Raw genomic sequence first — 20,080 nt, 5'->3', positions numbered from 1 at the left:
ACCCTGGTCGGACGAGGCTCCCCTGTCGAGACGTTTTCGATCAGGCCGCAACGCGGGTCGGCGCGGCCTTGCCGGCCTGCCGCTTCGGCTTGGTCATGACGTGCGTGGTGTAGAGGGTCATGCCAGTGAAGGCGAGGCCGCCGACGAGATTGCCGAGCACGGTCGGGATCTCGTTCCAGATCAGATAGTCCATGATCGAGAACTTCGCGTGCAGCATCAGGCCCGAGGGAAACAGGAACATGTTCACGACGGAATGCTCGAACACCATGTAGAAGAACAGCATGATGGGCATCCACATCGCGATGACCTTGCCGGGGACCGAGGTCGAGATCATGGCGCCGACGACGCCGGTCGAGACCATCCAGTTGCAGAGCATGCCGCGCATGAACAGGGTCGCCATGCCGGCGGCACCATGCGCGGCGTAGCCGAGCGTTCGGCCTTCGCCGATATTTCCGATGGCCGCGCCGACCTTGTCGGGCTCTTGCGTGAAACCGAACGTCGTGACGAAAGCCATCATGAAGGCGACGGTGAGGGCGCCGCCGAAGTTGCCGACGAAGACGAGGCCCCAGTTGCGCAGCACGCCGCCAAGCGTGACGCCGGGACGCTTGTCGATCAGGGCGAGCGGTGAGAGCACGAACACGCCGGTGAGCAGATCGAAGCCGAGCAGGTACAGCATGATGAAGCCGACCGGAAACAGCATCGCGCCGACCAGCGGCTGGCCGGTGTTGACGTTGATCGTGATGGCGAACCATGCGCCGAGCGTGAGGATGGCGCCGGCCATATAAGCGCGGATGATGGTATCCCGGGTGGACATGAATATCTTGGACTCGCCCGCATCCACCATCTTGGTGACGAATTCCGAAGGCGCGAGATACGACATCGATGGTTTCCTTTTGCTTCGTAAGAGAGATCACGCCCTCCTGCGAGAGCGATTGAACGTCATTGGCCGTGCGGGCTGCCTGCCGCGCACGAGGGCTTGGAATGGTTTCGGAAGCCTTGGGAATCGCGTCACGACGACCGAGCCGGGAAGGGCCGCGAAGCAGTTGAGCTTCCTCGTTGCGGCCGCCAGCGGCTGCAACCATGCGGCAAAGCCGCAGTCTTCGTTGACGTGATGGAAGAAGCAATTTGCGTGCCGGGCCTGCAGCTTGAAAAGAGTTAGCGATATCAATTAGATACCATCGCCACGGTTCAGATTTCGACGCACTCCGTGGCCTTATGCTTGAGCCGCTGCATAGTATTTGTGCGCCGCACAAGGATTGAGCAGGTCGCAAATTTCGCGTGCGGACTAAGCCTGCGACAGACTGGCGCGCTGCACATAACATTATGAAATGGCGTCGCTTTTCGCTGCTTTGGGCTTGGCACGAAGCTTGAATAGTTCCCAGCCGACGCCATTGAAGCCGTCCCGCGAGACTTCTCATCCGATTTGTGACGCCACCAGACGGGGGTTTCCCCGTCGCGCGTTCGCATGGGCCTTTTTTGGGGTCACGGACGGACGGGCTGCTCGCGTGCACTGACGCAATCATTCTGCAACGACGCAAAGGACGACACCGCCAATGACCAAGCGCACCCGCCGGCCCTCGGAAACGATCGGCCTGAACCGCCGTCAATTGTTGAAGGCTGCCGGCTCGACCGCCGCACTCCTCGCCGCTGCCAAGCTGAATTGCCCCGCCGGCGCTTTCGCGCAGGACGCCGGCCCCGAGGTCCAGGGCGCCAAGCTCGGCTTCATCGCCCTCACCGACGCGACCCCGCTGTTCGTCGCGAAGGAGAAGGGCATCTTCGCCAAATACGGCATGCCCGATGTCGAGGTCCAGAAGCAGGCCTCCTGGGGCACCACGCGTGACAATCTCGTGCTCGGCTCCGAAGGCAATGGCATCGACGGCGCGCACATCTTGACCCCGATGCCGTATCTGATCTCGGCCGGCAAGGTGACGCAGAACAACCAGCCCACGCCGATGTACATTCTGGCGCGCCTGAACCTGAACGGTCAGTGCATCTCGGTCGCCAAGGAATATGCGGACCTCAAGGTCGGCATCGACACCGCGCCCTTCAAGACCGCGCTGGAGAAGAAGAAGGCCTCGGGAAAGTCCGTGAAGGCCGCGATGACCTTTCCCGGCGGCACCCATGATCTCTGGATCCGCTACTGGCTCGCTGCCGGCGGGATCGATCCCGACAAGGACATCGAGACCATCGTGGTGCCGCCGCCTCAGATGGTGGCCAATATGAAGGTCGGCACCATGGACTGCTTCTGCGTCTGTGAGCCCTGGAACCTCCAGCTGATCCACCAGGAGATCGGCTACACCGCGATCACCACCGGCGAGCTATGGGACAAGCATCCCGAAAAGTCGTTCGGCATGCGCGCGGCCTGGGTCGACAAATACCCGAAGGCGGCGAAGGCGCTGCTGATGGCGGTGATGGAAGCCCAGCAATGGTCGGAGAAGGCCGAGAACCGAGAGGAAGCCGCAGTGATCTGCGCCAAGCGCCAGTGGATCAACTGCCCGGTTGAGGACATCACCGATCGCATGAAAGGCAAGTTCGACTACGGCACCGGTCGCATCGTCGACAATTCGCCGCAGCAGATGCGCTTCTGGAAGGACCAGGCCTCCTATCCGTTCCAGAGCCATGATCTCTGGTTCCTCACCGAAGACATCCGCTGGGGCAAGTACGCGGCGAATTTCGACACCAAGGCGCTCATTGCCAAGGTCAACCGCGAGGACATGTGGCGCGATGCGGCCAAGACGCTGGGCGTCGCTACTGCCGATGTCCCGGCCTCCACCTCGCGCGGCAAGGAAACCTTCTTCGACGGCAAGGTGTTCGACCCCGAAAATCCGGCCGCCTATCTGAAGTCGCTCGCGATCAAGCGCGTCGAAGTCTGATGGAGCCTGCGGCTGCCGTGAGGCGGCCGCATCGTCTTGGAAAGCCGAGATCCGGAGCCGGAGAGATAGCGATGAACATGCCTGCCACGAAGATGGACATTGAGACCGCGACCCCGACGGGTACCGCCGCGCCGGTCGTCGCGATGACACCGAAGGGGCCGCCGCGCGGCGAGACCTACGCGCGGATGGCGCGGGAGACCGCCGTGCGCGTGATCCCGCCGCTCGTCGTGGTCGCACTGCTGATGCTGGTATGGGAGCTGGTCTGCCGCCGCGCCGGCTCGGCGCTGCCGCCGCCGTCGAAAGTCTTCAAGGACACCAAGGAACTGATCCTCGATCCGTTCTTCGATCACGGCGGCATCGACAAGGGTCTGTTCTGGCATCTCTCAGCCAGTCTCCAGCGCGTCGCGCTCGGCTATTCGCTCTCCGCCGTCGCCGGCATTGCGCTCGGCGTCCTGGTCGGCCAGTCGGTCTGGGCCATGCGCGGGCTCGATCCGTTGTTTCAGGTCTTGCGCACGATTCCGCCGCTGGCCTGGTTGCCGCTGTCGCTCGCGGCGTTCCGCGACGGCCAGCCCTCGGCGATCTTCGTCATCTTCATCACCTCGATCTGGCCGATCATCATCAACACCGCGGTCGGCGTCCGCAACATCCCGCAGGACTACCGCAACGTCGCCGCGGTGGTGCAGCTCAATCCGCTCGAGTTCTTCGCCAAGATCATGATCCCGGCCGCCGCGCCCTACATCTTCACGGGGCTTCGCATCGGCATCGGCTTGTCCTGGCTCGCGATCGTGGCCGCGGAAATGCTGATCGGCGGTGTCGGCATCGGCTTCTTCATCTGGGACGCGTGGAATTCCTCGCATATCAGCGAGATCATCCTGGCGCTGTTCTATGTCGGCATCATCGGCTTCGTGCTCGACCGCCTGATTGCGGGCGTCGGCAAGATCGTCACCCGCGGCACCGCGCCGAACTGAAGGGGAAAGCACATGACCGCCTATTTGAAGCTCGACCACATCGACAAGGTCTTCACCCGCGGCGCGGCCACGACCGAGGTGTTGAAGGAGATCAACCTGACGATCGAGAAGGGCGAATACGTCTCGATCATCGGCCATTCCGGTTGCGGCAAGTCGACCCTGCTCAACATCATCGCAGGATTGACCACCGCCACCACCGGCGGCGTACTGCTGGAGAACCGCGAGGTGAACTCGCCGGGTCCGGATCGCGCAGTGGTGTTCCAGAACCACAGCCTGCTGCCGTGGCTGACGGTGTACGAGAACGTCAGGCTCGGCGTCGACAAGGTCTTCGCCAAGACCAAGAAGCGCGCCGAACGCGACGCATGGGTCATGCACAATCTCAACCTCGTGCAGATGGCCCACGCCAAGGACAAGCGGCCCTCGGAAATCTCCGGCGGCATGAAGCAGCGCGTCGGCATTGCCCGCGCGCTTGCGATGGAGCCCAAGGTGCTGCTGCTCGACGAGCCGTTCGGCGCGCTCGACGCGCTGACCCGCGCGCACTTGCAGGACTCCGTGATGGCGCTGCATCAGAAGCTAGGCAACACCATCTTGATGATCACGCACGACGTCGACGAGGCCGTGCTGTTGTCCGACCGCATCGTCATGATGACGAACGGGCCGAGCGCGCGCATCGGCGAGGTGCTGGAGGTGCCGCTGGCGCGTCCACGCAAGCGGCTCGAACTCGCGACCAACGCCGCTTATCTGAAGTGCCGGCAGCGCGTGCTCGAATTCCTCTATGAGCGTCATCGCTTCGTCGAAGCCGCGTAAACGCGTCACCAACAGGTGCTAACGCCGCGCCTAATTTTGAATCATCAAGCTCAATCCTTGTGCGCCGCACAGGGATTGAGCGAATCGCAAAATTTGCGTGCGAAATAGTCCTGCAAAAATTTGAAGCAATACGAACAAGCTTCTGAATTTCCTGCGTTTCCGGAATGCGCGCAGTTGGCACGGAAATTGAAACACCAACCGCGACGCCAACGACGCCGTCCCTCAACATCATCAATCAGCATCGCAACTCGCCGCCGGGGTGAAGCCTCGGAGCGCGCCTCCGTGGCCGGGGGCAGAGCCTGCAACGACGCAGCGGTGAGCCTGGAAGGGATAATGTAATGACGAAGGATCCGACGTGGATTTCCGAATGGCGCCCCGAAGATGAGGCGTTCTGGAATGCGACTGGCAAGACTATCGCGCGACGCAACCTGGTCTGGTCGATCGTGGCCGAGCATATCGGCTTCTCGGTCTGGCTGATCTGGAGCATCGTCACCACCAAGCTGCCGCAGGCGGGCTTCCACTACACCACCGACCAGCTGTTCCAGCTCGTCGCAGTGCCCGGGCTGATCGGCGCGTTGATGCGCTTTCCCTACACCTTCGCGGTGACGACCTTCGGCGGCCGCAACTGGACCATCTTCAGTGCCGCGATCCTGTTCATTCCGACGCTTTCGCTCGCCTACTTCGTGAGCCAGCCCGACACGCCGTTCTGGCTGATGCTGCTGATTGCCTCGACCGCCGGCCTCGGCGGCGGCAATTTCGCGTCCAGCATGACCAACATCTCCTTCTTCTTTCCCGACCGGATGAAGGGATGGGCGCTGGGCCTGAATGCCGCCGGCGGCAATATCGGCGTCTCCAGCGTGCAGCTGTTGACCCCGATCCTGATGACGCTCGCCGTCATCAACCTGTTCCAGGCAACCCCCGTCGACGGTGTCTTCCTGCAAAACGCCGGCCTGATGTGGGTGCTGCCGATCGCGATCGCGGTGTTCGGCGCGGTGTTCTTCATGAACAACCTGACCACGGCCAAGTCGTCGATCAGGAACCAGCTCGCGGTGGTCAAGCGCAAGCACACCTGGATCATGGCGTATCTCTATATCGGCACGTTCGGCTCGTTCATCGGCTACTCGGCTGCGTTTCCGCTGCTGATCAAGACGCAGTTTCCGCAAGTCACGATTGCGATCGCATTCCTGGGGCCGCTGGTCGGCTCGTTGTCGCGGCCGCTCGGCGGCTGGCTTGCCGACAAGATCGGTGGGTCGGTCATCACGTTCTGGAATTTCATCGTGATGGCAGGCGCCACGGTCGGCGTGCTCTACTTCGTCGGGCAGAAGGACTTTATCGGCTTCCTGTCGATGTTCCTGGTCCTGTTCGTGACGACGGGCATCGGCAACGGTTCGACCTACCGCATGATCCCCTCGATCTTCCGCGAGCAGAATCTGTTCAGGGTGCGCGGCAAGGGCGATGCGGAGCGCGCGCTCGCCTTGAAGACGGCGAGCATCGAGAGCGGTGCGGCGGTCGGCTTCATCGGCGCGGTCGGCGCCGTCGGCGGCTATCTGATCCCGACCGGCTTCGGCAAGTCGATCGCGCTGACGGGAGGACCGCAGCTCGCGCTCGCGATCTATCTCGGTTTCTACGCCTCCTGCCTCGCGCTGACCTGGTGGTTCTATCTGCGTCGCAGCCCGCAGGGTGAAGGCGTGTCAAGCCTTGCCGGGGCGCGCGTGTAACACTTGGTACGAATCTCGCTTCTCTCCGTACGCGGGGAGAAGCATTGCCGGACAGTTTGATCATGAACCTGGTTCGCAACGGCGCGCACCAAGGCAAACCCAACAGGCAGGAGAACATCATGACGCCAGAACAGATCGCCCTCGTCCAGCAGAGCTTTGCCAAGGTCGCGCCGATTTCCGCGCAGGCCGCGGTGCTGTTCTACGATCGCCTGTTCGAGGTCGCACCATCCGTGCGCGCGATGTTTCCCGAGGATATGACCGAGCAGCGCAAGAAGCTGATGGGCATGCTCGCTGCCGTCGTCGGAGGCCTGTCAAACCTGGACTCGATTCTTCCCGCGGCCTCAGCGCTGGCGAAGCGTCACGTCGCCTATGGTGCCAAGGCCGAGCACTATCCCGTAGTCGGCGCGACCTTGCTGTGGACCCTGGAGAAGGGGCTCGGCGAGGCCTGGACGCCCGAACTCGCTACCGCCTGGACTGACGCCTATGGCGTGCTGTCCGGCTACATGATTTCCGAGGCCTATGGCGCCCAGGCGCAGGCCGCCGAATAGGAGACGCCTTGTGAGTGAGCCACTCGTCATCGTTGGTAACGGTATGGCGGCCGCGCGCCTTGTCGACGAGCTCGCCAAGACCGCACTCGGCCGCTACGCGGTTGCCGTTATCGGCGATGAACCACGGCTCGCTTACAACCGCGTGCTGCTCTCCTCCGTGCTGGCCGGCGAGACCGGTTCGCACGAGATCGAGCTGAGACCTGCCGACTGGTGGCGCCATCGCGGCGTCACGGTGCGCTACGGCTATCGCGTCACCGAGATCGACACCGGCCGACGCGAGCTCAAGATCGAGGGCGAAGAGAGCATGGAATATTCCAAGCTCGTGCTCGCCATCGGCTCGACGCCGCTGCGGCTCAACGTGCCGGGCGCCGATCTCGCGGGCGTGCACACCTTCCGCGACACCCGCGACGTCGATCTGCTGCTGACGCTGGCAGCGGCGAAGAAGCGCGTCGTCGTGGTCGGCGGCGGTCTGCTCGGACTCGAAGCGGCCTACGGCCTCGCCAAGGCCGGAGCGCCTGTGACGCTGCTGCATCTGATGGACCGGCTGATGGAGCGCCAGCTCGATGCGCCCGCTGCGGACCTGCTCAAGACGCTGGTCGAGCGCAAGGGCATTCGCATCCTGCTCAATGCCTCCACGGTCCGTATCCATGGCGAGGGCCAGGTCGAAGGGGTCGAGCTTGCCGATGGCAGCCGCATCGAGGCAGATGCCGTGATCTTCGCCGCCGGCATCAGGCCCAATACTGCGCTCGCCAAGGACGCCGGCATCGCAGTCAACCGCGGCATCGTCGTCAACGACGAGATGCAGACGGCGTCACCCGATATCTACGCGCTCGGCGAATGCGCCGAGCATCGCGGCACCTGTTACGGCCTCGTCGAGCCTGCCTACGAGCAGGCGCGCGTGCTGGCGCGGCATCTTGCCGGCCGGCCTGCGGCCTATCAGGGCAGCGTAGTCTCGACCAATCTGAAAGTGTCAGGCGTCAGCGTGTTCTCCGCCGGTGACTTCATGGGCGGGGAGGGCAGCGAGAGTCTCGTGCTCACCGATCGCAGGTGCGGTACCTACAAGAAGCTCGTCATCGCCGACGGCCGGCTCACCGGCGCTGTGCTGATCGGCGATACTGTCGATGCGCTCTGGTATCTCGAACTGATCCGCAACCGCGAAAAGGTGGCGGCGATCCGCACCGACATGGTGTTCGGCCGCGCGCTCGCGCGTCCCTCGAAAGCAGCCTGATATGACCGCGATCGATCCCACGCTCCGCGCCACCAAGACGACCTGTCCGTATTGCGGCGTCGGCTGCGGCGTGCTGGCGACGCCGGACGGCAACGGCGGCGCGGCGATCGCGGGCGATCCCGATCATCCCGCCAATTTCGGCCGGCTGTGCTCGAAGGGCTCGGCGCTCGGCGAGACTGTCGGGCTCGAAAGCCGGCTGCTCTATCCGATGATCCGCTGCAAGGGCGTGCTCGAACGCGTCGCCTGGAGCGATGCGCTCGACCACGTCGCCCACCGCATGCAGCACATCGTCGCGCGCGACGGTGCCGACGCGGTCGCGTTCTATCTCTCGGGCCAACTGCTGACCGAGGACTATTACGTCGCCAACAAGCTGATGAAGGGCTTTGTCGGCACGGCCAATGTCGATACCAATTCGCGGCTCTGCATGTCGTCCTCGGTCGCCGGTCACCGCCGCGCCTTCGGCGCCGACACGGTGCCCGGCTGCTATGAGGACCTCGACCAGGCCGATCTCCTCGTGTTCGTTGGCTCGAATGCGGCCTGGTGCCATCCGGTGCTGTTCCAGCGCATGCTGAAGAACCGGCAGGAGCGCGGCGCGCGCATGATCGTGATCGATCCGCGCCGCACCGACACCGCGACCGACGTCGATCTGTTTCTCGGCCTCAAGCCCGGCACCGACACGGCGCTGTTCTCCGGACTGTTCGTTCATCTCGCCGATAATGGTGCGCTCGATCAGGACTACATCGCGCAAAACACGTCGGGCTTTGACGACGCACTGGCGCGTGCGCGCAGCATCGCCAGCGGCGTGACTGCGACTGCGCTTGCGACCGGCCTCTCCGAGCAGGACGTCGCCGCCTTCTTCAAGATGTTCCGTGACACCGAGCGCGTCGTCACGCTGTATTCGCAGGGCGTCAATCAGTCGGCGCAGGGCACCGACAAGGTCAACGCGATCCTGAACTGTCACCTCGCCACCGGCCGCATCGGCAAGCCGGGCGCCTCACCGTTCTCGCTCACCGGCCAGCCCAACGCGATGGGTGGCCGCGAGGTCGGCGGCCTCGCCAACCAGCTCGCCGCGCATATGAACTTCACGCCGCCGGACATCGACCGCGTGCGGCGGTTCTGGAAGGCGCCGCGCATCGCCACCCATGAGGGGTTGAAGGCAGTGCAGCTGTTCGAAGCCATCAACCGCGGCGAGGTCAAGGCGCTGTGGGTGATGGGCACCAACCCGGCAGTGTCGCTGCCCGATGCGGACTTCGTGCGCGAGGCGCTGACGAAACTCGAGCTGTTCGTGGTGTCCGAGAACGTGCTCTCGAACGACACGGTCGATGCCGGCCCGCACGTGCTGCTGCCGGCGCTCGCCTGGGGTGAGAAGTCGGGCACCGTGACCAATTCCGAACGCCGCATCTCGCGCCAGCGCTCCTTCCTGCCTGCGCCAGGCGAGGCAAGACCGGACTGGTGGATCCTGAGCGAGACCGCAAGGCGACTCGGCTTCGGCGACAGCTTCAACTACAAATCGGCGGCCGATATCTTCCGCGAGCACGCCGCGCTCTCGACGTTCGAGAACGACGGCAGCCGCGATTTCGACATCGGCGCGCTGACGTCGCTGTCGGACGAGGCCTTTGACGCCTTGAAGCCGGTGCAGTGGCCCGCGCGCGAAGGCGAGGCGCCCGTCGAACGGTTCTTCGCGCAGGGCGGCTTCTTCACCAATGACGGCAAGGGCCGCTTCGTCGCGCCGGAGGTGCCGGCGCTGCGTGGCGAGACCGGGCCGTCGCGGCCGCTGCGCCTCAACACCGGGCGCATTCGCGATCAGTGGCACACCATGACGCGTACGGGTCTCAGCCAGCGGCTCGGCGCGCATCTGCCGGAGCCGTTCGTCGAGATTCATCCCGATGACGCCGGCAGATACGGCATCGTCCAAGACGGCTATGCCCGCGTCACCACCGACTACGGTCAGTGCACCCTCAAGGTCGTCGTCAGCGAGCGGCAGCAGCGCGGCACGCTGTTCGCGCCGATCCACTGGAGTGCGATGAACGCCTCCCACGGTCGTGTCGGTGCGCTGGTCGCACCGTTCACCGATCCGTTCTCGGGGCAGCCGGAATCGAAGGCGACGCCGGCGGCGATCGCGCCATATGAATACGTGTTCCGCGGCTTTGCGTTGTCGCGCAAACAGCTCGATCTACCGTCGAACCTGATGTGGACCCGCGTCAAGGTCGGCGGCGGCTTTGGCTATCTCTTCGCCGACAATGCGGATCTGTCGCGCTGGCCGGCCTGGCTCGGTGGCGTTGCCGGCGAGGATGTCGCCGACTATCGTGACTTCGGCGGCGGCGTCTATCGCGCGGCGTCGTTTGCGGGCGACCGCATCGAAACCTGCCTGTTCGTCGGCCCCGCGCATGACGCCGGGGATTGGGAGGTGGTGAAGAGCCTGTTCGTGGCCGACCACGTCACCGACGAGCAGCGCCGCATGCTGCTCTCCGGCAAGTCCAACGAAGGTGCCGCCTCGACCGGCCCTGTCGTCTGCGCCTGCTTCGGCATCGGACGCGGCACCATCTGCGACAGCATCGCTGCCGGCGCGCGCACGGCCGCCGAGATCGGCGCAAAGCTCAAGGCCGGCACCAATTGCGGCTCCTGCATCCCCGAGCTGAAGCGGCTGATTGCGACGACGGAGGTTGCGCCTGCGAAGCAGGCCAAGGTCGCGAGCGCGGCGGGGTAGGGGTCTCTCCAGACCAAGAGACGGTCTCGTGCCCCGGACGCTGCGCAGCACGAAGTGATGCGCTGCAGAGCCGGGGCCCATCGCGCGGAGGTCTGTGTGGGCCTTTCTGGGTCCCGGCTCTGCGCAGCAACGCAGGGGGCTTTGCAGCGCGTCCGGGACACGAGAGCGGTATGGCTAGGTACGCCGCCATGCCCTCCGCCCAATCGACGCGCCCTCGATTGTGCCTTATGTTGCCGCGATCTCCCATCAACAACGACAAAAATAACAATGATGTACCTGGAAACGCCGCCGCGCCTGATCGAAACCAAGCTGTTCTCCGCAATGCCCGACAGGTTCCGCCGCAAAGGCGAGCGGACGGATTGGGCCGATGCCAACCGGCCGGGTGTGCCGACGGACTCCTTCATCGAAGGACCGTCGTTCGACAAGGATGGCAATCTCTACATCGTCGACATTCCCTTCGGCCGCATCTTCCGCATCGCGCCCGATGGCGAATGGTCGGTCGCGATCGAATATGAGGGCTGGCCGAACGGATTGAAGATCGCGGCCGACGGCCGCATCATGGTCGCCGACTACAGGTACGGCATCATGGAGTTCGACGCCAAGGACGGCCGCATCAAGCCTGTCCTGACTGCACGCAATTCGGAATCGTTTCGCGGCTGCAACGATCTGCATCTCGCCTCCAACGGCGACATCTATTTCACCGACCAGGGCCAGACCGGCCTGCATGACCCCAGCGGCCGCGTCTATCGCCTGACACAAAGCGGCCGGCTCGATTGCCTGATCGACACCGGCATCAGCCCGAATGGCCTGGTGCTCGATCCGACCGAAGCGGTGCTGTTCGTCGCGATGACGCGCGACAATTCGGTGTGGCGGTTGCCGTTCATGGAGGACGGCAGCATGTCCAAGGTCGGCCGCTTCTGCTCGCTGTTCGGCACCAGCGGCCCCGACGGCATGACCATGGATGCCAAGGGCCGCCTGTTCGTCGGGCACGCTTCGCTTGGCCATGTCTTCGTGTTCGCGCCGAACGGCGAATTGATCGCGCGGATCAAATCGTGCGCGGGGCCGAATTGCACCAACGTCGCAATCGGTGGCGCAAAGAAAGATCGGCTCTATATCACGGAGTCCGGGACCGGCAGCGTGCTGGTCGCTGATATCAGCGGATTGAACTCTTGAGCATGACGGCGGTTGCCTGAGCGAAAGAGCGGTATCGGAGCAGACATGAACACAAAACCTTTCGGCAAAACCGGCGCCGCCGTCTCCGTGATCGGGCAGGGCACCTGGTATCTCGATCATGGCGATCGCAAGCGCGCGATCACGGCGCTTCAGCGCGGGCTCGATCTCGGCATGACTCACATCGACACCGCCGAGATGTATGGTGATGCCGAACTCGTCATTGCCGATGCGATCACGGGCCGGCGCGACGACGTGTTCCTGGTCTCAAAGGTGCTGCCAAGCAACGCTTCGCGCGGCGGAACCATCACCGCCTGTGAGCGCTCGCTGAAGCGGCTGAAGACTGATCGGCTCGATTGCTATCTCCTGCACTGGCGTGGCTCGTATCCGCTGGAGGACACCGTCGCCGCGTTCGAGGAACTGGTGAAGACCGGCAAGATCAAATCCTGGGGCGTCTCCAATTTCGACGCCGACGATCTCGACGAGATCCTCGAAATTGCCGGCGAAGGCAAGATCGCCTGCAATCAGGTGCTCTATCATCTGAAGGAACGCGCGATCGAGCACGCGGTGATCCCGTGGTGCGAACAGCATGGCGTCGCTGTGGTCGCCTATTCGCCGTTCGGCCACGACGATTTCCCTACGAGCAACAGCAAGGGCGGCGCCGTGTTGGCGGGCATAGCGGAGGCGCGTCGCGCGACGCCGCGCCAAGTCGCGCTGAGCTTCCTCACCCGTGCAACTACGGTGTTCGCGATCCCGAAGGCGTCCTCTGCGGGACATGCCGGCGAAAATGCAGCGGCCGGTGATCTCGTGCTGACGAAAGACGAGATTGCGGCGCTCGATGCGGCGTTTCCGCGCGGTGCAAAGCCGCGCAGCCTGCCCATGCTGTAGTGCACAAAAGCCTATTATTAATGGAGTATTGACGCGCGCGGGCGTGAGCGCATATCGGCATCCTGTTTTCGGAAGTTGTGAAAGCGGCGCAATTATCGTTTTTAAGGATCATTCCCGATTCGCATTTCCTAGGTTCCTGCCGTGACACCGCCGCCCGCCGTAGCCGCAAGGCTCGACAGTATTCCCATGCCCATGCCGGAAAAGAAGCAGCAGGTGCGCCGCGCGCCTGCGCGCGTCGATCATCCCTTCAAGGGTATCGCGCTGGTGCTGCTGTCGACGATCTTTCTCGGTTGCTCCGATGTCACCGCGAAATATCTGTCGTCGAGCCTGCCGTCGATCGAGATCACCTGGATCCGCTTCGTGACGTTCGCGCTGATGTTCACGCCGGTGATGCTGCCGGGCTCGCCGTTCCATGCGATGCGCACCGAGCGCCTCGGCCTGCAACTGATGCGCGGCGCGGCACTGCTCGGCTCTTCGCTGTTCTTCATCACCGGTTTGAGCTTCCTGCCGATCGCGGAAGCCTCCGCCACCGGCTTCGTCTCGCCGCTGTTCGTCACCGCGCTCTCGATCATCTTCCTGAGCGAGAAGGTGGGCATGCGCCGCTGGATCGCCACCGCGATCGGCCTGACCGGCGTGATGATCATCCTGCGTCCGGGCTCCAGCGCGTTTCACGCCGCCGCGTTCTTCCCGATCGTCTCGGCGTTCTGTTGGGCCGCCGCGCTGATCCTGACGCGCATGATAAGCGGCCGCGAAGCCGTCCTCACCACGATGGCTTATTCGGCGCTGACGGGCGTTGCGATCCTCTCGCTGATGGTGCCGTTCGTCTGGGTCACGCCGAGCTGGACCGCGATCGGACTTGGCATCGTGATCGGTGTTGCGTCCACCGTCGGCCAGTGGATCATCGTGCTGGCCTATCGCTACGGCGATGCCTCGGTGCTGGCGCCGTTCTCGTATACGCAATTGCTGTGGGTCAGCATTTTGGGCTTCTTTCTGTTCGGAGAAGTGCCTGATATCTGGACCGTCACCGGCGCGGCCTTCATCGTCGCCAGCGGCCTCTACATCGCCCACCGCGAGCGCATCCGCCGCGCCCAGCTCCTGATAATGGAAGAGCGTTCCCCGAACCCCTGACGCAAGTTCGCGCGTCCGCTTTGTGCTATCAACGGCTCCAACAACAAGGGAGGAGCCGGATGCGCGCTGCGATTTTCAGGAACGGTGAAATCGTCGTCGACCGGATGGCTGAGCCGAAGCCGGGCAACGGCCAAGTGCTGGTCAAGACGCTCGCCTGCGGCATCTGCGGCTCAGACCTTCACGCACGCCAACACGCCCACCGCATGGTGGAGATGGCGCGGAAGACCGGACGCAAGCCAATGGACCTCACCCGCGACGTCGTGTTCGGCCATGAGTTCTGCTGCGAAATCGTCGATTACGGGCCCGGCACCACGCGCAAGCTCAAGTCGGGTACGCGCGTGTGCTCACTGCCGGCCCTGGTGACGCTGCAGGGCATCGAGGGCATCGGTTATTCCAACGAGAATGTTGGCGGCTATGCCGAGGCGATGCTGCTGAGCGAAGCGCTGCTGCTCGAAGTGCCCAACGGTCTGGCGCCGGAGCATGCTGCACTCACCGAACCGCTCGCGGTCGGCGTTCACGCCGTGGCCAAGGCCAATATCCAAGGTGGCGAGGTGCCGCTCGTGATCGGCTGCGGGCCGGTCGGGCTTGCGGTGATCGCCGCGCTCAGGATCAGGGGCCTGCATCCGATCGTCGCCGCCGACTATTCGCCGGCGCGACGCGCGCTCGCGGCCAAGCTCGGCGCCGACATCGTCGTCGATCCCCTGAAGTCGCAGCCCTATGCGACCTGGGCCGAGCACGCGCAGATGTCGGACGCGGAGAAGGCGGCGCGGCCGCCGTTGCAGGCCATGCTGCCCGCGCTGAAGCCCGCGATCATCTTCGAATGCGTCGGCGTGCCCGGTCTGTTGCAGCAGGTGTTCGAGGGCGCGCCGCGCGATGCGAGGATTGTCGTGGTCGGCGTCTGCATGGAGACCGACAGGAGCGAGCCGATGCTCGGCATCATGAAGGAGCTCAACGTTCAATACGTGCTCGGCTACACGCCGGACGAATTCGCAGCGTCGTTGCGCCTGATCGCGGAAGGGCAGGTGGATGCGGCTGCGATGGTGACGGCCGAGATCGGCATCGACGGTGTTGCGAAAGCCTTCGCCGACCTCGCCAATCCTGAAGTCCACACCAAGATCATCGTGCAGCCGTCGCGGTGATGCCTTACACCGGCAGCGCGATCGAATATTTCACCTGGCTGAGCGCAAAGCTGGACTCGATCGAGGCGATGCCGTCGAGCCGGGTGAGCTTGGTTTTCAGGAAAGTCTCATAGGATGCGAGGTCGGCCGCGACCACGCGCAGCAGATAGTCGCGGTTGCCGGTCATCAGATAGCACTCCAGCACCTCGTCCCATTTCGAGATTGCGCGTGCGAAGCGGTTGAGATCCTCCTCCTTCTGCCGCGCCAGCTTGATCGAGATGAAGACGCTGACATGCAGCCCCAGTGCCTTCTGGTCGACCGTCGCGATGTAGCGCGAGATGACGCCGCGCTCCTCCAGCAGCTTGACCCGGCGATGGCAGGGCGAGACCGAGAGTCCGACCTTTTCGGCGAGTTCCTGCATGGTCAGCCGGCTGTCATTCTGGAGCAGGGCGAGGATTTTTCGATCGATGGCGTCTAGCGCGGGCATTGGGATAGAACCTGTGGTTTCCAGATAGTTTTTGGTATGGCGTTCCAATATTAGCAGGTATCGCGTGAAAAATTGAGAAATTTGGCCCAGCCCGCAGGCGTATCATCGTGGCACCTGTTTTCCGGGAGCGTTGCCATGCCCGTTGATACCGCCCGTCTCGACACATTGACCGCGCTGGCCCGCAAGGCGCTGTGGCTGTCGTCCTGGACCATCCATCACGCCAACCACGTCCGCACCAGCTCGGATGGCCTGAAGGTCGGGGGACATCAGGCCTCGTCGGCCTCGCTCGCGACCATCATGTCGGCGCTGTATTTCCATGTGTTGCGCCCTGAGGACCGCGTCGCGGTGAAACCGCATGCGAGCCCGGTGTTCCACGCCATCCAGTATCTGTTCGGCCGGCAGAGCCGCGAGAAGCTGGAAAACTTCCGCGGCTTCAAGGGCGCGCAGTCCTATCCCTCGCGCACCAAGGATGTCGACGACGTCGATTTCTCGACCGGCTCGGTCGGCCTCGGCGTCGCGCAGACGCTGTTCGCCTCGCTGGTGCAGGACTATGTCAAGGCGCATAGTTGGATGAAGGATCGCCGTGAAGGGCGGATGATCGCGCTGGTCGGAGATGCCGAGATGGACGAGGGCAACATTTTCGAGGCGCTCGCGGAGGGCTGGAAGCACGGCCTGCGCAACACCTGGTGGGTGGTCGACTACAACAGGCAGTCGCTGGACGCCGTCGTCCGCGAAGGCCTTTGGGAAAAATTCGAGACCATGTTCCGCAATTTCGGCTGGGACGTGGTGATCGTGAAATACGGCCGCCTGATGCGCGAGGCCTTTGCCGAGCCCGGCGGCGAGGCGTTGAAGCGCTGGATCGACAATTGCCCGAACGCGCTCTACGCGGCGTTGTGCTTCCAGGGCGGCGCCGCCTTCCGCAAGCACCTGCATGACGAGATCGGCGATCAGGGACCTATCACAAAACTGATCGACAAGCGCAGCGACGACGAGCTGCTGGCGCTGATGTCGAACCTCGGTGGCCACGATATGGCGAGCATGCTGGAGGCGTTCGAATCCATCGATCACGACCGCCCGGTCTGCTTCATCGCCTACACCATCAAAGGCGTCGGCCTTCCGTTCCAGGGCCACAAGGACAACCACGCCGGCCTGATGACGGTCGCGCAGATGGAGAAATATCGCGACAGCCAGAACATCCGACCCGGACACGAATGGGACAGATACGAGGGTCTCGCGCAAGACGCCGCCGAGCTCGATGCCTTCCTCGCGCGCGTGCCGTTCAACCAGGACGGCCGCCGGCTTACCGCGCCTGCGATCGAGGTGCCCGCGCAGCTCGCCTTCAAGCTGTCGCCGCAGATGTCGACCCAGCAGGGTTTTGGGCTGGTGCTGAACGAGATCGCGCGCGGCGACAGCGAGCTTGCCAAGCGCATCGTCACGACATCGCCTGATGTCACCGTCTCGACGAATCTCGGTCCGTGGGTGAACAGGCGCGGCCTGTTTGCGCGCGGCGAGAAGGCGGACTTATTCCGCAGCGAGAAAATTCCTTCCACGTTCAATTGGGACTTTTCGCCGAAAGGCCAGCATCTCGAACTCGGCATTGCCGAGATGAACCTGTTCATCATGCTCTCGGCGCTCGGCCTGTCGCACCAGATCAACGGCGAGCGGCTCTTGCCGGTCGGCACGCTCTACGATCCCTTCATCGAACGCGGTCTCGATGCGCTGAACTATGCCTGTTACCAGGATGCGCGCTTCATGGTGGCGGCGACCCCATCAGGCATCACGCTCGCGCCCGAAGGCGGCGCGCACCAGTCGATCGCAACGCCGTTGATCGGCATGGCGCAGGATGGCCTTGCCTCGTTCGAGCCGGCCTTCGTCGACGAACTCGCCGTGATCATGGGGTGGGGATTCAACCACATGCAGCGCGATCCGGGCGAGGGCGGCTCAGTCTATTTGCGGCTCTCGACGCGCAATATCGAGCAGGCGCAGCGGATCATGACGCCCGAACTGGAGCAGGGCATCACCGACGGGGCTTATTGGCTGCGCAAGCCTGGCCCGAATGCCGAACTCGTGATCGCCTATACCGGCGCGGTCGCGCCCGAAGCGATCGAGGCGACCGGCTTCATCGGCGAGAGCCGGCGCGACATCGGCCTGCTCGCGATCACTTCCGCAGATCGTCTGCATGCGGCTTGGACCGCCGCACGGAAATTGCGCCGTGATCGGAGAGGCGTGCAGCATCTCAGCCACATCGAAAAACTGCTCGCGCCGCTGCCGCGCGACTGCGGCATCGTCACCGTGATCGATGGGCATCCGGCGACGCTCGGCTGGCTCGGTAGCGTCCGCGGCCATCGCGTCGAGGCGCTCGGCGTCGAGCAGTTCGGTCAGACCGGCACGATCGCCGACCTCTACCGTCACCACGGCATCGACGCCAACGCCATCATCGATGCGGCCGAAAGCCTCACCACCGGCGCGCCGGTGCTGCATCGGAAGATGGCGGTGTAGTGGGAATGACCGGCGCATGGGCCCCGGCTCAGCAGCGCACCGCTGAAGGGCGCTGCGCTGCGTCCGGGGCACGAGAGCCGCTTCGACGAGCTGCAGTTTCGCGTCCCGGACGCGGCGCGGCATGAAATGACGCGACGCTGAGCCGGGACCCAAGTTCTTACGTCCCAGCCACCTTGCCACCCCTCCGCCATCGGCTCATATAGCCTCCGTCCGCCGCAACGCTGGCCCCGCATATGGCGGGTTCAATTGCCGGCGCTTTCGTGCAAGGATGCCTGCCGAAACGCCCCCTCCATACCCAAGAAGAGGTTCACGATGGTCAATCGCATGCAGTTCTACATCGACGGCGCCTGGGTCGATCCCGCCGTCAAGAAGTCCACCCCGGTCGTCAATCCGGCGACGGAAGAGGCGATGTACGACATTGCGCTGGGCTCCAAGGCCGACGTCGACAAGGCCGTCGCCGCCGCCAAGCGCGCGTTCGTGACATTCTCCCAGACCAGCCGTGACGAGCGCGTCGCGCTGCTCACCAAGGTCATCGAGATCTACAAGGGGCGCCTCAAGGAGATCGGCGCTGCCGTCTCCGACGAGATGGGCGCGCCGCTGCCGATGGCCGAAAAGCTCCAGGCCGGCGCCGGCCTCGGCCATCTCATGACCACGCTCGACGTGCTCAAGAATTATCATTTCGAGGAACCGGTCGGCACCGCCATGGTGCTGCGCGAGCCGGTCGGCGTGGTCGGCATGATCACGCCCTGGAACTGGCCGCTCAACCAGATCGCCTGCAAGGTCGCGCCCGCGCTCGCCGCCGGCTGCACCATGATCCTGAAGCCGTCGGAGTTCACCCCGACCTCGGCGCTGATCTTCGCGGAAATCCTCCATGAAGCCGGCGTGCCGAAGGGCGTGTTCAACCTCGTCAACGGTCTCGGCCCCGAGGTCGGCGCCGCCATGAGCGAGCACCCCGATATCGACATGATCTCGTTCACCGGCTCGACCCGCGCCGGCATCGATGTGGCCAAGCGTGCGGCGCCGACCGTGAAGCGCGTCAGCCAGGAGCTCGGCGGCAAGTCGCCGAACGTCATCCTCGAAGGCGCCGACCTCACGAAGGCGGTGACCGGCGGCGTGATGCACATGTTCAACAACTCCGGCCAGTCCTGCAACGCGCCCTCGCGCATGATCGTGCCGCTGTCGAAGATGAAGGAAGTGGCCGCGATCGCGAAGGCTGTCGCCGACAAGACCAAGGCGGGCGATCCGCGCGCCGAGGGCACCACCATCGGTCCGGTCGTCAACCGCGGCCAGTGGGACAAGATCCAGGGGCTGATCAAGAAGGGCATCGACGAGGGCGCAACGCTCGTGTCCGGCGGCCCGGGCCTGCCCGAGGGCGTCAATAAGGGCTTCTATGTCCGCCCGACCATCTTCGCCGACGTCACCCCTGACATGACGATCGCGCGCGAAGAAATCTTCGGACCGGTGCTGACCATCATCGGCGCCAAGGACGAAGCCGAGGCCGTGCATATCGCCAACGACACGCCCTATGGCCTGGCCGGCTACGTCACGGGCGCTTCCGTCGAGGACGCCAAGCGGGTCGGCCGCCAGATCCGCGCCGGCAACGTCAACCTCCAAGGCGTGCCCAACGACCGCACCGCGCCGTTCGGCGGCTACAAGCAGTCCGGCAACGGCCGCGAATGGGGCAAGTACGGCCTCGAGGACTTCCTCGAAGTGAAGGCCGTCGCCGGCTTCAACGCGGCGTAAGCTATCGTTTGAACCAACATGACGCCGGAGTGGAAAACCGCTCCGGCGTTTTTGTTTGTTCGTCATTGCGAGCGAAGCGAAGCAATCCAGAAATCTTTCCGCGGAGACAGTCTGGATTGCTCACATGGGGATTTGGTGTGTCAAGGCGGATGTTCCGCTTTTTGTTTGATTGCTGCCAGCTTTTCGTCCCGACCGCTG

At 64.0% G+C, this 20,080-nt stretch carries 16 protein-coding genes; 13 read left to right on the top strand and 3 right to left on the bottom strand.

All coding sequences use genetic code 11. The features are described 5' to 3' along the window. Window positions 1-40 precede the first annotated feature (40 nt). Window positions 41-880: a formate/nitrite transporter family protein gene (locus tag ABIB00_RS15835; RefSeq protein ID WP_247342686.1), complete on the bottom strand. Its 840-nt coding sequence runs from the start codon at window positions 878-880 to the stop codon at window positions 41-43. 673 nt (window positions 881-1,553) lie between these two features. On the opposite strand from ABIB00_RS15835, the gene ABIB00_RS15830 reads away from it, so the two are divergent. The 11 genes from ABIB00_RS15830 to ABIB00_RS15780 all read left to right on the top strand — a co-directional run bounded on the left by ABIB00_RS15830 (window position 1,554) and on the right by ABIB00_RS15780 (window position 15,174). Beyond that, complete coding sequence (locus tag ABIB00_RS15830) at window positions 1,554-2,873, top strand: CmpA/NrtA family ABC transporter substrate-binding protein (protein ID WP_354104986.1); 1,320 nt, start codon at window positions 1,554-1,556, stop codon at window positions 2,871-2,873. 71 nt (window positions 2,874-2,944) lie between these two features. After that, window positions 2,945-3,841, top strand: a complete 897-nt coding sequence (ntrB, locus tag ABIB00_RS15825; RefSeq protein WP_354104985.1) for a nitrate ABC transporter permease — start codon at window positions 2,945-2,947, stop codon at window positions 3,839-3,841. 12 nt (window positions 3,842-3,853) lie between these two features. Continuing rightward, window positions 3,854-4,648, top strand: a complete 795-nt coding sequence (locus ABIB00_RS15820) for an ABC transporter ATP-binding protein (protein WP_247441314.1) — start codon at window positions 3,854-3,856, stop codon at window positions 4,646-4,648. A gap of 338 nt (window positions 4,649-4,986) precedes the next feature. Further along, entirely contained in the window at window positions 4,987-6,366 is a 1,380-nt protein-coding gene (locus ABIB00_RS15815; RefSeq protein WP_354104984.1) for an MFS transporter, read from the top strand. A gap of 119 nt (window positions 6,367-6,485) precedes the next feature. Then, window positions 6,486-6,914, top strand: coding sequence for a globin family protein (locus ABIB00_RS15810; RefSeq protein WP_247441320.1), 429 nt, complete (start codon window positions 6,486-6,488; stop codon window positions 6,912-6,914). A gap of 10 nt (window positions 6,915-6,924) precedes the next feature. Next, entirely contained in the window at window positions 6,925-8,142 is a 1,218-nt protein-coding gene (locus ABIB00_RS15805; RefSeq protein ID WP_354104983.1) for an NAD(P)/FAD-dependent oxidoreductase, read from the top strand. A gap of 1 nt (window position 8,143) precedes the next feature. Beyond that, complete coding sequence (locus ABIB00_RS15800; RefSeq protein WP_354104982.1) at window positions 8,144-10,849, top strand: nitrate reductase; 2,706 nt, start codon at window positions 8,144-8,146, stop codon at window positions 10,847-10,849. A 270-nt stretch (window positions 10,850-11,119) separates the two neighbouring features. Then, the gene (locus ABIB00_RS15795) at window positions 11,120-12,022 is read left to right on the top strand and encodes an SMP-30/gluconolactonase/LRE family protein (protein ID WP_354105143.1); all 903 of its coding nucleotides are present in this window, start codon (window positions 11,120-11,122) and stop codon (window positions 12,020-12,022) included. Window positions 12,023-12,067: 45 nt separating this feature from the next. Then, window positions 12,068-12,907: an aldo/keto reductase gene (locus tag ABIB00_RS15790; RefSeq protein WP_354104981.1), complete on the top strand. Its 840-nt coding sequence runs from the start codon at window positions 12,068-12,070 to the stop codon at window positions 12,905-12,907. Between the two features lie 186 nt (window positions 12,908-13,093). Then, window positions 13,094-14,035 (top strand): DMT family transporter, encoded by a 942-nt coding sequence (locus ABIB00_RS15785; RefSeq protein WP_247342712.1) that lies wholly within the window; start codon window positions 13,094-13,096, stop codon window positions 14,033-14,035. Window positions 14,036-14,094: 59 nt separating this feature from the next. Next, window positions 14,095-15,174 carry a zinc-binding dehydrogenase gene (locus tag ABIB00_RS15780; RefSeq protein ID WP_354053130.1) on the top strand — a complete coding sequence of 360 codons (1,080 nt, stop codon included), beginning with the start codon at window positions 14,095-14,097 and terminating at the stop codon, window positions 15,172-15,174. A gap of 4 nt (window positions 15,175-15,178) precedes the next feature. Here ABIB00_RS15780 and ABIB00_RS15775 read toward each other — a convergent pair whose 3' ends face one another. Then, complete coding sequence (locus ABIB00_RS15775; RefSeq protein ID WP_247441329.1) at window positions 15,179-15,640, bottom strand: Lrp/AsnC family transcriptional regulator; 462 nt, start codon at window positions 15,638-15,640, stop codon at window positions 15,179-15,181. Window positions 15,641-15,775: 135 nt separating this feature from the next. On the opposite strand from ABIB00_RS15775, the gene ABIB00_RS15770 reads away from it, so the two are divergent. Next, complete coding sequence (locus ABIB00_RS15770) at window positions 15,776-18,139, top strand: thiamine pyrophosphate-binding protein (protein WP_354104980.1); 2,364 nt, start codon at window positions 15,776-15,778, stop codon at window positions 18,137-18,139. Between the two features lie 312 nt (window positions 18,140-18,451). After that, window positions 18,452-19,882: an aldehyde dehydrogenase family protein gene (locus tag ABIB00_RS15765; RefSeq protein WP_354053128.1), complete on the top strand. Its 1,431-nt coding sequence runs from the start codon at window positions 18,452-18,454 to the stop codon at window positions 19,880-19,882. A gap of 1 nt (window position 19,883) precedes the next feature. On the opposite strand, the gene ABIB00_RS15760 is transcribed toward ABIB00_RS15765, so the two are convergent. After that, window positions 19,884-20,080: hypothetical protein (locus ABIB00_RS15760; protein WP_354104979.1), on the bottom strand; the 197-nt coding region annotated here is incomplete at its 5' end.

The organism is Bradyrhizobium sp. LB14.3, assembly GCF_040547985.1.
GTDB lineage: Bacteria > Pseudomonadota > Alphaproteobacteria > Rhizobiales > Xanthobacteraceae > Bradyrhizobium.
This window is presented reverse-complemented; position numbering and strand designations above follow the sequence as displayed.